Source organism: Yersinia similis, assembly GCF_001053095.1.
GTDB lineage: Bacteria > Pseudomonadota > Gammaproteobacteria > Enterobacterales > Enterobacteriaceae > Yersinia > Yersinia similis.
In genome coordinates, this window is record NZ_CGBP01000002.1 from 166,019 (window position 1) to 181,208 (window position 15,190).

Here is a 15,190-nt window from a genome sequence, read left to right on the forward strand (position 1 = left end):
GCGCTGCAGTACTTTATTTTACAGCGAGAATAAAAGGGCGGTGCTCTTAGGCAGTAAGGTGTATATGTTCATACAGAATATTAAAGCCGATACCTATCAATACGATCCCGCCGATAATCTCAGCGCGCTTACCCAGTAGTGGCCCAATATAGCGGCCAATCAGCATCCCCAGCGTTGCCATAATCATGGTGGCTAAGCCAATAGCCATCGCGGTGTGTACGATATCCACTTGCAAGAAGGCCAGACCGACGCCGATCGCCATCGCATCAAGGCTGGTGGCAATGGCGGTCGTCACCAACACCCAAAAACTATGACTGCGCATTCTTTCCGTTTCTTCTACCCGCTGTTTCATACCTTCAAAAATCATGCGGCAACCAAGAATAAACAGCAGACTGAAGGCAATCCAGTGATCCCATTCCATAATATATTGGCTGGCGAACAGGCCGATGCACCAACCAATCAGCGGGGTAATTGCTTCGATGACGCCAAAAATCAGGCCGGTACGCAGTGCTTCACGAAAACGGGGTTTATACAGAGTGGCACCTTTGCCAATTGACGCAGCAAATGCATCCATAGACATAGCAAAAGCGAGAATAATTGTTGCAGATAGATTCATAGAAATAGTCTCGGCCGGGCGGCTCCATATACACGTAACCCACCCCCCAACCTAACGACGGAGCTACGTGTCTATGGTCTCGCCAACCTTACCTGGCTGCCCGCACCACGTTTCAAATAAATGAAACGAGTATGTTGATACGAGCGTTTCTGCTAACCAATATATTATGAATATATTGTACAGAAACCGGCTACTCCCCATGAACGGCGCAACCTTAACATATAAAATCGAATGCCGACAACCCCAAATACAATATGGTATATGCTCGCTATTGATAATGATTTTCATTATCAATGCGGGTTTAAAAAATAGAGCATATAAGCATCAGTAACGGTGTGGAAATAAACAGAAGGGAAATTTTAAATCTTGCTGGGAAATTAATCATTAGGTTGTAGCGTAAATTGATGAATTCCCCAGAAGTAAAAATGTTTATGATTGATTTTCAATGAAAAAATTATATATTTTTTCTAAATCATCTAATTTTTTAACCTGGATTAGTAACCTACGCTGCTCTAAATCAATCACGAGGATTCCATCTTCAGATAAATTCATACTTTTTATCCGGCTATATTCAATAAAAGTATTAGCATAGAAAAAACCTGTATTTTTAAACAATAACTTGGGCCAGCGAATATACGAAATATAAACCGCAACCAATGCTAAACCCACTAATAAATAGGTGGTTAATGGCGCGCCATGAGCCACAATATTATTGTAAATAAGAATGCCAATCAGTCCGACAAAGATCATGCAATCGAGTTTATTTTTACGTTTCAGGTGAACTTGTAGTCGAGTTTTTCCCTTCATCATGTTCATGATGAATTCATCATAGATGGCATAAATGAGTAGTAGGGCGATAAAAACAACTAAAACAAGATCGGTAACCGACATGCAACAACTCCTGTATACCCTTCGAACCTGGAGTTGTCGGGGGGTTAGCTACGCGTATTCACTCGCCGTGTAAGTTCATCGGGATTCATTCGCTTGCCGCCTACCTGCAACGCCAATTTTTTTGAGTTTCGAACGGTGTCTGAAAGATAAAATAACCGGGAGCAAGCCCCCGGTTTTGGATGAAGATAATCGCCAGAGTTATGGTGCTAAGAAGCCAATCCAGTAGCCGAAGATACCGATAGCGAAGAAGCCCATAATAATCCACAGTGCGTTAACTTTACGGCGCAATAGCCACATACAACCGAAGGTCAATAGCAGCGGCACTAAGCCTGGCATCAACTGATCCAAGATCGTTTGTACCGTTGTTACTGTGGTTTCGCCCGCCGGGTTGGTTATCCTGGACACCACCACCGGTATGTTGACGTGCGTCCACTTGTTAACCAAGGCCCCCATAACAAACAGGCCGAGGATAGACGCCCCTTCCGTCAGTTTCTGTAGGAAGCCGCCGCCCATATCATTAACGATATTGACGCCTTTTTTGTAGCCATATGCCACACCGTAATAACGGGTCAGTAAACGCACCACGTTAAACAGTACGAAGAACAGCAATGGACCCAGTAAGCTACCGCTCATGGCGATACCAGCACCAAGAGCCGCAAACACAGGACGTACGGTACCCCAGAAGATTGGGTCACCTACACCGGCCAGTGGCCCCATCAGACCCACTTTAATGCCGTTAATTGCAGCATCATCGATCTCAGCGCCATTAGCTTTCTGTTCTTCCATCGCCAAGGTGACGCCCAGAATTGGCGCGGCCACGAAAGGCTGGGTATTGAAGAATTCCAGATGGCGTTTGATCGCCTGCTTACGCTCTTCCGAGTTCTCTGGATACAGACGACGGATCGCTGGCACCATGGAGAAACAGAAACCCAGCGCCTGCATACGCTCGAAGTTCCACGACCCTTGGAAGAGGTTTGAACGGAGAAATACACCGCGAATGTCGCTGGCCGTGAGTTTCTTTTCACCGGTAGTTGTTTTAGTAACAGTTGTTGTATCAACAGTTGTTGTATCAACCATTTCTCTCACCTTTTCCTAGTCTAATTCGTTATCAAGATCGTTATTGGCCGGGCCAGACTGTACAACCTGAGACTTGTTGTATTTAGGACTGACTTGGATATAAAGAACAGCCATAACCACACCAATAACCCCCAGTGCTACCAGGTTGAAGTTGGTAAATGCGGCAGTAACGAAACCTAAATAGAAGAATGGCATCAGGTAGCCAGCACGCATCATGTTGATAACCATGGCGTAACCAACTACAACGATCATACCACCGGCGATGTTCAGGCCACTGGTAACCACTTCAGGAATTGAACTGAGCATCATCTGTACTTCAGATGTACCCACGGACAGAGCAACGATAAGCGCGGGAATGGCGATACGCATTGCCTGCAAGAACAGAGCAGAGATGTGGAGCCAGGTAATCGCTCGTAGACTGCCACGTTCGGCAGCGCCATCAGCGGCGTGTTGGAAGGCCACGGTAATGGTACGCACGATAATAGTTAACACCTGACCGGCCGCAGCCAGTGGGATCGCCAAGGCGATACCGGCACCGATGTCTTGGCCCCCGGCGATAACCAGGATGGTTGAAATAATTGAGGCCAGAGCCGCATCAGGTGCTACAGCAGCCCCGATGTTCATCCAACCAAGCGCGATCATTTCTAAGGTACCACCGATGATAATACCGGTTTTCATATCACCCAGAACCATACCTACCAAAGTACAGGCGACGAGCGGGCGGTGAAATTGGAACTCATCCAGAATGGAACCCATCCCGGCGATACATGCAACGATAAATATCAGCACAATCTGAAGAGTTGTTATCTCCATTGTACTTCTCCTATGACCAATAAAGCTGAGTAAAATAACCACGCCCCAAAATAGAACAGGGTATTATCTTTCTACGTAGTTTTTAGTGGAGCTATTTATTTAATTTACTAATCAAGTCCATCATTTTGAGCCGGCTATCCGAAGACACTTTTCGGACTTCCAATTCAATACCGCGAGCATTTAATTTGTTAAACGCTTCAATATCTTTTTCATCAATGGAGACGGCATTATTCACCTGGGTTTTCCCCTGACGGAATGCCATACCACCAATATTGACTGATTTAATGTCTACACCGCCCTCAACCAAACGAACAACGTCAGTCGGGTTGGTAAATAGCAGCATGACCCTATCATTGGCATATTTAGGGTTGTTATAAACGCGAATCGCTTTTTCTACATCAACGACGTGTGCAGTAACACCGGGAGGGGCAACTTGCGTTAGCAAGGTTTTACGCATTTTGTCGGCAGCAACTTCATCACTGACCACGATAATGCGGTTTACGTTAGTTTCTTTGGTCCAACGGGTAGCAACTTGTCCATGGATTAAGCGGTCATCAATACGTGCCAGCCCGATCTTCATATGATCGTTCGGACCTAAAGCAACGGCAGGAGCCTTGGCTGTTGGCACTGGAGCTGTTTGTTGTGTCTCGGGCTTATCACTTTTAACATCAGGCGCTTTTAATGCTTTCACGCCTTCTCGGCCGGTCTCTACAGCCACTGCAACCAATTCGGAAAATAATGGTTCATCATCACGTGCCATAAAGGTTTCAGCCAGCATCGGAATGTTAACGCCAGTGACGACCTCATAGTTCTCTTTATCGATAGCAATGCGACTGGCGGCATTAAACGGGCTACCACCCCAAGTATCGACCAAGAATAGAACACCTTTGCTGGTATCTAGCCCGGTCAATCTATCGTTGTATTTCTCAATCAATGTTTCAGCATTTTCACCTGGGACGAAATCGATATAAGCAACATTACTCTGTTCACCTAAAATCATTTCAGCTGTTTTAAGCAGTTGTTCTGCCGCAGCCCCATGTGTGCCGATGATAATAGCTATACTCACTCGCTACCCCCTCTGTTAACTCAAAATTGAGTTATTGCACTAACAGAAAAACAACTCATCACCAAAAGTATTGTTGAGCTACTTGAATCTATCATGATAGTCGCAATATTCGCTTGTCGCTGACGATTTGCTTCTACTATTAATGAATCGATTCAGGCAACCGTTCTCAGTACTCTGGTATGATTTATTTTAGTCAGTGAAAAAATAAATTATGTGACATTGCTCATCTATTAGGAGAAGTTATGAATGATTTCGCTTACTTGGATAATTAATCATCATTTATGTGACAAGCATGTGTATGAGGTTGGGCATGAGTAATAATGATACTGCCGTGCTGGTGGTGTTCAGGACCGATGAAATTTCCATCGGATCGTTATTCCTTAATTTCATTAGATGGTGATTTGTATAGAACTAATGAATAAATGCGACTATGCCAACAAAAAAAATCCTGATAAAGTTGGCGTCTCTTTTAATTGTCAGGAGTTAAGGGCCTCAGCTCTCCCTATGGACTGTCACCGAAGTTACTGTTTCTTTAGCGTTAACACCCAACCAATGGGTTTAAATCTGGTTATTCAATCACGCACCTTAGCTGCGTATCATTTCACCCGATCTTTCTGTGTATCAGTGCTGACAACCGTACAGCGGCGTTTTGCCGTCTTTGTTGCAGGGCGCGCATCATCTGGATCATGTTCTTATTTTCGGAGTCTGACATGGAACTTTTAATGGACCCCTCAATTTGGGCAGGGTTACTTACACTGGTGGTGTTAGAGATTGTTCTGGGTATTGATAACCTGGTATTTATTGCCATTTTGGCCGATAAACTACCGCCTAAACAAAGGGATAAAGCCCGCATTATCGGCTTGTCTCTTGCGTTGATCATGCGCTTGGGGCTGTTGTCGGTCATTTCATGGATGGTAACTCTTACGACACCGTTGTTCAGCGTCGGTGAGTTTAATTTCGCCGGGCGAGATTTGATTTTGCTGGTGGGGGGGCTGTTCCTGCTATTTAAAGCTACCACCGAGCTACATGAACGGTTAGAAGGTAACCAGCACAATGATGGTGCAAACCGGGGCTATGCCAGCTTCTGGGCGGTAGTGGTCCAAATTGTCATTTTGGATGCAGTCTTCTCTCTGGATGCGGTGATTACGGCTGTGGGGATGGTCAATGACTTGCCTATCATGATGACAGCCGTGGTGATTGCCATGGGGGTCATGTTACTGGCATCGAAGTCCCTAACCCGATTTGTGAACGAACACCCGACGGTGGTCGTGCTATGTCTGAGCTTCCTGTTGATGATCGGCCTGAGTTTGATTGCCGAAGGTTTTGGCTTCCACATTCCGAAAGGTTACCTGTATGCCGCGATTGGCTTCTCAATCTTGATTGAGTTGTTTAATCAGATTGCGCGCCGTAACTTCATCAAACATGAATCTCGTTTACCAAGGCGTCAACGTACAGCAGAAGCGATCATCCGCCTGATGGGCGGGCGTCAGCAGCAGGAACAACAGAGTGGTGACCCTCAACAGGCATTACCAACAGAAGCCTTTGCTGAAGAAGAACGCTATATGATCAGCGGAGTATTAACTCTGGCTTCACGATCATTACGCAGCGTAATGACACCGCGTACTGAGATTTCTTGGGTTGATTGCAACCGTTCACAAGCTGAAATTCGCGAACAATTATTAGATACTCCGCACAGTTTGTTCCCTGTTTGCCGTGATTCATTGGATCAAATTATCGGTGTGGTTCGCGCTAAAGATCTGCTGGTCGCCATTGAACGGGGTGAGTCTATTTGTGACTTTGCTGCGACAACCCCGCCTATCGTGGTGCCTGATACCATGGATGTGATTAATCTGTTGGGTGTGTTGCGCAAAGCGAAGGGCCGTCTGGTGGTAGTGAATGACGAGTTCGGCGTGGTTCAGGGGTTGGTAACACCGCTGGATGTACTGGAAGCGATTGCCGGTGAATTCCCTGATGAAGATGAAACGCCGGATATTATTGCCGATGGTGATGGCTGGTTGGTGAAAGGCGGGGCAGATATGCACTCGTTGGAGCAGGCGCTGGATTGCCAGACGCTGGTTAGCCCAACGGCTGATTACGCATCGTTAGCCGGTATGTTACTTTCTCATTCGGGCCATATGCCAATGGCGGGTGATGTAATTGAACTGCATAATCTGCGTTTCCAGATTATGGATGTCTCAGATTACCGTATTGAGTTAGTGCGTATTACCAAGCTGAGTAATGAGCTGGAAGAGTAAGCGGTGAATGGAACAAAAGGGGAGCTTCGGCTCCCCTCAGACTGCTGACAAACCCCGATGACTCACTCTTGAACGGTGAAGATAGGCAGAGGAGTAAAGCGTCCGCGCCAAGGATGGCGCGGCTCGAGCCTACATGGATGTATTTACGGCGTCTTTACGATCTGCCTGTTCTCTCCGTTGCAGGCACTTTGTCAATAACCTCAGGGGAGCTTCGGCTCCCCTTTTGCTGTTTCAAGATATCTGTCGGTGAAAAAAATCAAGTACATTGCACTTTAATCGCCAGGCCGCCACGAGATGTTTCGCGGTATTTGGCATTCATATCTTTACCTGTTTCAAACATCGTTTCGATAACTTTATCGAGGGAGACACGCGGTTCACTGGTACGGCGCATCGCCATCCGTGCGGAGTTGATCGCTTTTACCGATGCAATCGCATTGCGTTCAATACAAGGTACTTGCACCTGACCTGCAACCGGGTCGCAGGTCAGACCTAAGTTGTGCTCCATACCAATCTCGGCAGCGATACAGACTTGGATCGGGCTGGCACCCAGCAATTCAGCAAGACCGGCGGCCGCCATTGAACAGGCAACGCCCACTTCACCCTGACAACCCACTTCTGCACCAGAAATAGAAGCATTCATCTTATACAAAATCCCGATGGCACCAGACGCGAGGAAATAACGGATAAAGATTTCAGGTGTCACCGGTTCGATAAAGTGATCGTAATAGGCCAGAACCGCCGGAACGATACCGCAAGCCCCGTTAGTAGGTGCCGTCACGACACGTCCACCTGCCGCATTCTCTTCATTCACGGCCAGTGCGAACATATTGACCCAGTCGATGACAATCATTGGGTCACTGGACAGCTTATCGGAAGAGACCAGCAGGCGGCGTAATGCCGATGCACGACGTGGTACACGCAGTGGCCCAGGCAGCACACCCTCGGTATTCAAACCGCGATCGATACAGGCGCGCATGGTCTGCCAGATAGCGGTGAAATAGGACTCAATCTCTTCTTTACTGTGCATCGCCAGTTCATTTTGCATCACCATACCGGAGATAGACATACCGGTTTGCTCGCAGTTGGCTAATATTTCTGCAGCAGAGTTAAACGGATAGGGCATACTAACGTCATTCACGCTGGCTTTGCCGAAATTCTCTTCATCAACGATAAAACCGCCGCCGATAGAGTAGTATGTTTTGCTGAGTACTTTTTCATCGCCAGCAAAAGCATGAATTTGCATGCCATTCTCATGCAGTGGCAGATTATCGCTGCGGAAGACCATCCCGCCTTCACGAGGGAAATCGGCTTCATGCAGGCCATTTGCCAACATCAGTTTCTGACGTAATTCAACATCACGGATAAACGCGGGGATACTGTCGATATCAACAGTATCAGGCAGGTTACCTGCCAAGCCCATAATAATGGCAATATCGGTGTGATGGCCTTTCCCGGTCAGCGACAGTGAGCCGTAAACATCGACGGCAACACGCGTGATAGACGGCATCAATCCTTCGGTTATCAGCAAATCGACAAACTGCTTACCCGCTTTCATTGGCCCAACGGTATGGGAGCTGGACGGACCGATACCAATCTTAAACATGTCAAAAACGCTAATCACGCTAAAGCTCCTTCACAAAAACCTATTATTATACCCAGCGCCTGAACAACAGGGGCTGAGAACATTTGTATTAAGTATAAAAGTTCTGTGGCTAGATGCGGGTCACTGCACATAATAAATATCCATACATGAAGTGATGCAATCACAGACCTTTATTGATTTGGGGTCTACTCGTATTAGCCGTGCCTATTTGATATGGCAACGGCTACATTTTTCTATTCCTCCATGGAGTATAAAAACCATTCATGGAGACTAAAAATTATCCATATTTTACAAAATACGTTCTAGTTATTCAGCTACGGGGTTAACGCCCCGGTATGTTTTGGTCTCTAAACGTTTTCTATCTCTTAAATACGGTCTCGCCATTAAGCCCATATGGGTAACAGCTTATGCCTATATTGGCTGCATTAACTATCAGGCATTAACCATAACTATCAGGAATTAACCTTAGTTTGTTAGTGGTTTATAGCGGCGGATAATATTTTACAGATATTTCGTAATGCTGATAGACCAGTTTACAGTTTTTTTAAAATGAATGTGCAAGGAAAATAGAGTAAAAATCGAAGTGAGGAGGTGATAAGGATCGCTTTATGCTGTTATTACTGTTTTTTAGCTACACGATGTGACGGATATCACGGGTTAACAGCCGCCAGTTGGCGGCTGTCAGACTGCTGACAAACCCCGATGACGCGATCTTGAACGGTGAGGATAGGCAGAGGAGTAAAGAGTCCGCGCCAAGGATGGCGCGGCTCGAGCCTACATGGATGTATTTACGGCGTCTTTACGATCTGCCTGTTCTCTCCGTCGCGGGCACTTTGTCAATAACCTCCAGCCGCCAGTTGGCGGCTGTGCGGTTAAATACTGACTTGCTGCGCCAGATGGCGAATAATCGTGGCGGTTAGGCCCCAGATAAACTGGTTCTCATACCATGAAAGATAGACCCGGTGATTGATCCCCTCCCGATGAATATCCAGCGAATGGTAGCGAGAGAGGCTCAGCGCTTCATGTAAGGGGATTTCAAATAACCCAGCCACTTCTTCGTCATTGCCGTAAAAAGGGATATTGGCTGGCACCAATCCCACAATTGGCGTGACGTGATAACCACTAGAACTGTTCAGAGGGGCCAGTTGTCCTAACACATGAACCGCTGATGCCGGAATGGCGACTTCTTCCTCGGCTTCACGTAGCGCGGTACTAATTAGTGACTGATCATCAGGATCGACTTTCCCTCCAGGGAAAGCGACCTGACCCGCGTGTTTGCGTAAGTGATCAGCGCGACGGGTTAGTAACAATGTGGGCTCTGGGCGGCAAATAATGGGTATCAATACGGCAGCATGGCGGTTGGTGGCAGAAAAATAGTGACTATTGGTCAAAACGTTATCGGGTTGCGGCAGTTGCAGTTGGAAACGGTTAATAAACTCGGACAAGTACTGCCCAGCAATTAATTCACTCACGAAATAACACACTCCCCAGTTGCGGTAAAATACGGGCGACCTTATCGAACGTTTCTTGATATTCAGCTTGCTCTTGGCTGTCGGCGACAATCCCCCCTCCGGCAGAACAATATATCTTACCGTTCTCTGTCATCAGGGTACGGATAGTAATATTGGTATCCATGGTGCCGCAGCAACTTATGTAGCCAATGTTACCGCAATAGGCATTGCGTCGATAGGGTTCGAGTTGTTCAATAATTTCCATTGCTCGGACCTTGGGTGCTCCGGTAATTGACCCTCCGGGGAAGCAGGCGCGCAGTAATTCGGTCGGCGGACATTCAGGGGGAAGCGTTGCGGTAATTGTACTGACCAAGTGGTGCACCGCAGGAAAAGGCTCGACTACGAAGAGTTCTGGCACCCGGACGCTACCCGGACGTGCGACACGGCCAATATCGTTACGCAGCAAGTCCACAATCATGAGGTTTTCAGCCCGATCTTTGGCTGAATTCGCCAATCGTTTAGCTTGCTGGCGATCCTGCTCAGGATCGGCCAAACGGGGTAGCGTACCTTTAATAGGCCGGGTTTGAATCTGATGATTTTCCAACCACAAGAAACGTTCTGGTGAGACACTCAATATTGCATTGTCGGGTAAGCGAATAAAAGCTGAAAAGGGGGCTTGATTGCTACGACTCAGTGACAGAAATGCTTGCCATTCATCCCCCTGATACTCTGCGCTGAATCTTTGTGCCAGATTGATTTGGTAACAGTCACCGCTACGTAGATACGCTTGAATTTGGCGGAATTTTTCGCCGTACTGCTCCCGTGACATATCTGCCTGCCATGGAACCGTGAGTTTGAAGGGGATGAGGTTCTCATCGGTTGTTTGCTGATGTAGCCAATGCAAGCGCTGTTCGGCGTCACCAAGGCATACCAGCGTTAGCTTCTGTCGATGGTGGTCAGCAATTAGCGCCCAGTCATACAGGCCAACGGCCATATCCGGTAAAGCGATATCATGCGCTGCCAGTTCAGGCAATTTTTCCACTCGGCGGCCTAAGTCGTAACCAAATAGCCCTAAAGCCCCCCCCTGAAACGGCAGGGCAGGGTGAGCAGGCATCGCTGGGGCGAATTTATCCAGTTGCTGCTGCAGCAAAGAGAAGGGATCCGCGAGGGAGGTTTCCTGCCCCTGATCACTGACAATAACCGTTTTATCGCCATGAGTTGTCAGCGTTATTTTTGGATCAGCGACCAAGATATCAAAGCGACTATGGGGGTGTTGAGCAAATCCAGAGTGCAACAACATCGCCCAAGCTTGGTTGGCAAGTGGGGTGAATTGTTGAAGCAGGGCATCAGGATGATAAGGTAACTCTTTGACGGTTAAAAATTTCTCACACATAGGTCGCTATTCTTTTCTTTCGAATGGTAATAAAGAGATGTCTCATGTACATGTTGGCAATTAGCTACAAGGCTGCATAAATCACTAAGACAGTGGTGGCAGGAGTTTACCGCAGGCAGGAATAAACAGGTATACTCAATAAATTATATGTAGGAGATCAATAGATGCTAGCGGGTATGCCTTCACTTTCCCATGAGGAACAGCAGGAAGCGGTTGAACGTATTCACAAATTCATGTCTGAAGGGATGAGCAGTGGTGAAGCGATTGCATTGGTGGCCGCAGAAATCCGTGAGCGGCACCAAAACGATCCACAAGCGATGGCTATTTTTGAAGATCATGATTTTGATGAACATACTGAGTCTGATTATCGTCGGGATGATGAACCGGATTCGGATGAGATTGAAGACCCGTATGAGGACTAGTGCTTCTGGTTGTTACGGTTCTCTGGCAGTTACTGACCGATAGATAGAAAGACAGAAAGAAAAGCCCGCTGTTGATTGGCGGGTTTATTTATTTGATAGCGTCTGCTAAATGAGCAGGATGGTTATTTCCCACTGACCTCAATGTTTCCCGCCGCCTGTTTTGCCACTTCAATGGCCGTTTCTATATTGTCTGCAACGGCCAGTGCAACCCCTAAACGCCGCTTACCGGCAATTTCGGGTTTACCGAATAACCGAATCTGCGTATCGCCTATCAGGGCGGTTTCCAGCCCGCAATAAGTGATGTTTTGGCTGGTCAGTTCTGGCAAGATAACCGCCGATGCAGCCGCACCATATTGGCGGATAGTGCCAATCGGCAAACCAAGAAATGCGCGAACATGCAGGGAAAACTCAGACATATTCTGTGAAATTAACGTCACCATGCCGGTATCGTGTGGGCGTGGAGAAACTTCGCTGAAAATAACGTCATCGCCACAGACAAACAGTTCCACGCCAAATAACCCAAACCCACCCAATGCAGTGACCACTTGTGCGGAGATCTCTTTTGCTCGCTGCAAGGCGATGTCACTCATGGCTTGGGGCTGCCAAGACTCGCGATAATCGCCATCTTCCTGGCGGTGACCTATCGGTGCGCAAAAATGAATACCATCGACAGCACTGATTGTCAGTAATGTGATTTCAAAATCAAAATTGACCAAGCCTTCAATAATCACTCGCCCGCTACCAGCACGACCACCTTGCTGTGCATACTCCCAAGCAGCTTGAAGTTGTTCTTCGCTGCGGATCAGGCTTTGTCCTTTACCAGAAGAACTCATCACCGGTTTAACAATACAAGGGTAACCTATATCGCGAACGGCCTGAAAGAAGGCGGTATCTGTGTCGGCAAAGCGGTAACTGGATGTGGGTAATTGCAACGTCTCTGCGGCCAGACGGCGAATGCCCTCTCGGTTCATGGTCAGACGGGTGGCTTCTGCACAAGGCACAACATGTTGGCCTATCCTCTCCAGCTCAACCAGCATATCGGTGGCGATCGCTTCGATTTCCGGCACGATATAATGAGGGTTCTCCAGGGCGACTAACTGCTTGAGTGCGGCACCATCCAGCATATTAATGACGTGGCTACGATGAGCGACATGCATCGCGGGGGCATCGGCATAGCGATCGACAGCAATCACCTCAAGCCCCAGCCTTTGGCATTCAATCGCCACTTCTTTACCCAGCTCGCCTGCGCCCAGCAACATGACACGGGTAGCGCTGGGGCGCAGAGCGGTTCCAATGGTTAGCATAGTTAGATACCTACATCTGTGGGAGATTACACGTTAATTTGACGCGCACTAGTATACAGTGAAATAGCGACGAAAACGATTGCGCCTGTGACTTTAAAGGGTGATCAGCTCAGACTGCTGACAAACCCCGATGACGCGATCTTGAACGGTGAGGATAGGCAGAGGAGTAAAGAGTCCGCGCCAAGGATGGCGCGGCTCGAGCCTACATGGATGTATTTACGGCGTCTTTACGATCTGCCTGTTCTCTCCGTCGCGGGCACTTTGTCAATAACCTCCAGCTGCGAATTTTTTCTCCATAAATTTCTCTCATGTTATACCGCCACCCTAAATACGAAGAAGAAGTTGCGCAGTGTATCGCCTATTTAGCCTGTTTTTTGCGGTTTAATTCCGGCAACGCACCTATCTCTGGTATTATCGCGGCAAAATCTTGCGCTTGCCTTCAGGCCATCGCTGCCATTCCATCCAGTTATAAGAGTTACTGTCGTGAGCACAACTTCCTTTTCTTCTCTGACACTGCCTGCCGAGCAGTTGTCCAATCTTAATGAACTTGGCTATACCGAGATGACCCCGGTACAAGCTGCGGCGTTACCCGCAATCCTCAATGGGCAGGATGTCCGGGCGAAGGCTAAAACCGGCAGCGGTAAAACAGCCGCATTTGGTATTGGTTTGCTGGATAAAATAGCGGTAGGGGAATTTGTTACCCAAGCGCTGGTACTGTGCCCAACCCGAGAATTAGCCGATCAGGTCAGTAAAGAGTTGCGCCGTTTAGCGCGATTTACACAAAACATTAAAATTCTGACCTTATGTGGTGGCCAGCCGATGGGCCATCAATTGGATTCTCTGGTCCATGCACCGCATATTGTCGTGGGTACGCCAGGGCGTATTCAGGAACATCTGCGCAAGAAAACGCTGGTACTTGATGAATTGAAAATTCTGGTATTGGATGAAGCCGATCGCATGTTGGATATGGGTTTTTCCGATGCCATTGATGACGTGATTGCGTATACCCCACCACAACGGCAAACCTTGCTGTTCTCTGCCACTTATCCTGCAGGTATTGAGCAAATCAGTGCACGAGTTCAGCGGCAACCGTTGAATGTCGAAGTGGGTGATACCGATGAAGAACCGGCTATTGAACAAGTGTTCCTTGAAACAACCCGTGAGAAACGTCTGCCGTTGTTGATCTCGGTCCTGAGCCATTATCAGCCAGCCTCTTGTGTGGTGTTCTGTAACACCAAAAAAGATTGTCAGAGTGTCTATGAGTCACTGGAATCACGTGGTATCAGTGTCTTGGCTTTGCACGGGGATTTAGAACAACGTGATCGTGATCAGGTTCTGGTGCGTTTTGCCAATCGTAGTTGCCGCGTGTTAGTGGCGACCGATGTTGCTGCTCGTGGTTTAGATATCAAGGATCTGGGGCTGGTCGTTAACTTTGAATTGGCGTTTGACCCCGAAATTCACGTACACCGCATTGGTCGTACCGGGCGGGCAGGGATGAGCGGTCTGGCCGTTAGCCTATGTACGCCACAGGAAATGGTACGTGCCCATACCATCGAGGATTATCTGCAGATAAAACTGAAATGGACGCCTGCGGAACAGATTAGCCATAGCACCAACATCATGTTGGAGCCAGAAATGGTGACGTTATGCATCGATGGGGGGCGCAAAGCTAAAATTCGCCCAGGTGATATTCTCGGCGCATTAACCGGTGAGGCAGGGTTAACCGCCGCGGATGTGGGCAAAATTGATATGTTCCCGGTTCATGCCTATGTGGCTATCCGTAAAGCCAGTGCCAAGCGTGCGTTGCAACAATTGCAGCAAGGCAAAATCAAAGGTAAAAACTGTAAAGCCCGTTTATTAAAATAATCACTGCGGGGTGATGGCAGTTGCATCACTCCGACAAATCACTCTATACTGTAATTATATACAGTTATCTGTGAGCAAAAAGGACGTGTAGCAATGGCCGTTGAAATAAAATTCGTCGTGGTGAGACAGGGTGAGGAAAAAATGACTTTCACAACCAAAAAAGAAGCCGATGCCTACGATAAAATGCTGGATTTGGCTGACAATTTGTCTGAATGGCTGTCACAGGCTCCTCTGTCGATAGAAGAAGGCCAGCGTGAAGCGTTAAGTTTCTTCTTGGCAGAAAATAAAGAAGCATTAGGGCAAATTCTGCGTGGCGGCATCCCTGTGGCCGCGGCTGATGGGCCACAAAAAGTAAAATCAGAAAAAAATACCGCTGAAAAAAAAAGTAAATCTGAAGAAGATCAAGCCGCTTAATGTGCTTACTTTCAGCAAA

General features: G+C 47.6%; 15 protein-coding genes and 1 riboswitch. Of the genes, 6 read left to right on the top strand and 9 right to left on the bottom strand.

The features are described 5' to 3' along the window. Positions 1-46: 46 nt before the first annotated feature. The 5 genes from mntP to manX form a co-directional block, all read right to left on the bottom strand. Positions 47-616, bottom strand: coding sequence for a manganese efflux pump MntP (mntP, locus tag AC971_RS02340; protein ID WP_025383525.1), 570 nt, complete (start codon positions 614-616; stop codon positions 47-49). A 10-nt stretch (positions 617-626) separates the two neighbouring features. Then, positions 627-827: riboswitch (yybP-ykoY riboswitch) on the bottom strand. A 218-nt stretch (positions 828-1,045) separates the two neighbouring features. Continuing rightward, positions 1,046-1,507 (bottom strand): DUF986 family protein, encoded by a 462-nt coding sequence (locus AC971_RS02345; RefSeq protein ID WP_025383526.1) that lies wholly within the window; start codon positions 1,505-1,507, stop codon positions 1,046-1,048. A gap of 198 nt (positions 1,508-1,705) precedes the next feature. Then, positions 1,706-2,584 carry a PTS mannose transporter subunit IID gene (locus tag AC971_RS02350; protein WP_025383527.1) on the bottom strand — a complete coding sequence of 293 codons (879 nt, stop codon included), beginning with the start codon at positions 2,582-2,584 and terminating at the stop codon, positions 1,706-1,708. A 15-nt stretch (positions 2,585-2,599) separates the two neighbouring features. After that, positions 2,600-3,397: a PTS mannose/fructose/sorbose transporter subunit IIC gene (locus AC971_RS02355; protein ID WP_002211068.1), complete on the bottom strand. Its 798-nt coding sequence runs from the start codon at positions 3,395-3,397 to the stop codon at positions 2,600-2,602. A 91-nt stretch (positions 3,398-3,488) separates the two neighbouring features. Beyond that, positions 3,489-4,463 (bottom strand): PTS mannose transporter subunit IIAB, encoded by a 975-nt coding sequence (gene manX / locus AC971_RS02360; protein WP_025383528.1) that lies wholly within the window; start codon positions 4,461-4,463, stop codon positions 3,489-3,491. 710 nt (positions 4,464-5,173) lie between these two features. Here manX and AC971_RS02365 point away from each other — a divergent pair. Beyond that, entirely contained in the window at positions 5,174-6,718 is a 1,545-nt protein-coding gene (locus AC971_RS02365) for a TerC family protein (protein WP_025383529.1), read from the top strand. A gap of 256 nt (positions 6,719-6,974) precedes the next feature. Here the strand turns inward: AC971_RS02365 and AC971_RS02370 are convergent, their stop codons facing one another. Next, on the bottom strand, positions 6,975-8,339 hold the full coding sequence (locus AC971_RS02370; RefSeq protein WP_025383530.1) for an L-serine ammonia-lyase: 1,365 nt from the start codon (positions 8,337-8,339) through the stop codon (positions 6,975-6,977). A gap of 760 nt (positions 8,340-9,099) precedes the next feature. On the opposite strand from AC971_RS02370, the gene AC971_RS25710 reads away from it, so the two are divergent. Then, positions 9,100-9,204, top strand: coding sequence for a gluconate 5-dehydrogenase (locus AC971_RS25710; protein WP_197090725.1), 105 nt, complete (start codon positions 9,100-9,102; stop codon positions 9,202-9,204). Here the strand turns inward: AC971_RS25710 and AC971_RS02375 are convergent. After that, a complete protein-coding gene (locus AC971_RS02375) occupies positions 9,194-9,793 on the bottom strand; it encodes a CoA pyrophosphatase (RefSeq protein WP_025383531.1) in 600 nt (199 codons plus the stop codon). The two genes, AC971_RS25710 and AC971_RS02375, sit on opposite strands and share 11 nt — an antisense overlap. Next, positions 9,786-11,165: an aminodeoxychorismate synthase component 1 gene (pabB, locus tag AC971_RS02380; RefSeq protein WP_048677268.1), complete on the bottom strand. Its 1,380-nt coding sequence runs from the start codon at positions 11,163-11,165 to the stop codon at positions 9,786-9,788. Before pabB ends, AC971_RS02375 begins: the two co-directional genes overlap by 8 nt. A gap of 164 nt (positions 11,166-11,329) precedes the next feature. On the opposite strand from pabB, the gene AC971_RS02385 reads away from it, so the two are divergent. Then, positions 11,330-11,587: a YoaH family protein gene (locus AC971_RS02385; RefSeq protein ID WP_025383533.1), complete on the top strand. Its 258-nt coding sequence runs from the start codon at positions 11,330-11,332 to the stop codon at positions 11,585-11,587. Between the two features lie 122 nt (positions 11,588-11,709). Here the strand turns inward: AC971_RS02385 and purT are convergent, their stop codons facing one another. After that, positions 11,710-12,891, bottom strand: coding sequence for a formate-dependent phosphoribosylglycinamide formyltransferase (gene purT, locus AC971_RS02390; RefSeq protein WP_025383534.1), 1,182 nt, complete (start codon positions 12,889-12,891; stop codon positions 11,710-11,712). 206 nt (positions 12,892-13,097) lie between these two features. Between purT and AC971_RS24590 the strand changes: the two genes are divergently transcribed. From AC971_RS24590 to AC971_RS02400, 3 genes are all read left to right on the top strand, one after another. Then, entirely contained in the window at positions 13,098-13,190 is a 93-nt protein-coding gene (locus AC971_RS24590; RefSeq protein ID WP_197090494.1) for a gluconate 5-dehydrogenase, read from the top strand. 184 nt (positions 13,191-13,374) lie between these two features. Next, positions 13,375-14,757: an ATP-dependent RNA helicase DbpA gene (gene dbpA, locus AC971_RS02395; protein ID WP_025383535.1), complete on the top strand. Its 1,383-nt coding sequence runs from the start codon at positions 13,375-13,377 to the stop codon at positions 14,755-14,757. Positions 14,758-14,850: 93 nt separating this feature from the next. Continuing rightward, entirely contained in the window at positions 14,851-15,171 is a 321-nt protein-coding gene (locus AC971_RS02400; protein ID WP_025383536.1) for a YebG family protein, read from the top strand. The last annotated feature ends 19 nt before the right edge of the window (positions 15,172-15,190 follow it).

Excerpts from the sequence above, each read along its gene's own strand:
- mntP (WP_025383525.1), bottom strand. The coding sequence starts at position 616 with ATGAATCTATCTGCAACAATTATTCTCGCTTTTGCTATGTCTATGGAT.
- AC971_RS02345 (WP_025383526.1), bottom strand. The coding sequence starts at position 1,507 with ATGTCGGTTACCGATCTTGTTTTAGTTGTTTTTATCGCCCTACTACTC.
- AC971_RS02350 (WP_025383527.1), bottom strand. The coding sequence starts at position 2,584 with ATGGTTGATACAACAACTGTTGATACAACAACTGTTACTAAAACAACT.
- AC971_RS02355 (WP_002211068.1), bottom strand. The coding sequence starts at position 3,397 with ATGGAGATAACAACTCTTCAGATTGTGCTGATATTTATCGTTGCATGT.
- AC971_RS02365 (WP_025383529.1), top strand. The coding sequence starts at position 5,174 with ATGGAACTTTTAATGGACCCCTCAATTTGGGCAGGGTTACTTACACTG.
- AC971_RS25710 (WP_197090725.1), top strand. The coding sequence starts at position 9,100 with ATGGATGTATTTACGGCGTCTTTACGATCTGCCTGTTCTCTCCGTCGC.
- pabB (WP_048677268.1), bottom strand. The coding sequence starts at position 11,165 with ATGTGTGAGAAATTTTTAACCGTCAAAGAGTTACCTTATCATCCTGAT.
- AC971_RS02385 (WP_025383533.1), top strand. The coding sequence starts at position 11,330 with ATGCTAGCGGGTATGCCTTCACTTTCCCATGAGGAACAGCAGGAAGCG.
- purT (WP_025383534.1), bottom strand. The coding sequence starts at position 12,891 with ATGCTAACCATTGGAACCGCTCTGCGCCCCAGCGCTACCCGTGTCATG.
- AC971_RS24590 (WP_197090494.1), top strand. The coding sequence starts at position 13,098 with ATGGATGTATTTACGGCGTCTTTACGATCTGCCTGTTCTCTCCGTCGC.
- AC971_RS02400 (WP_025383536.1), top strand. The coding sequence starts at position 14,851 with ATGGCCGTTGAAATAAAATTCGTCGTGGTGAGACAGGGTGAGGAAAAA.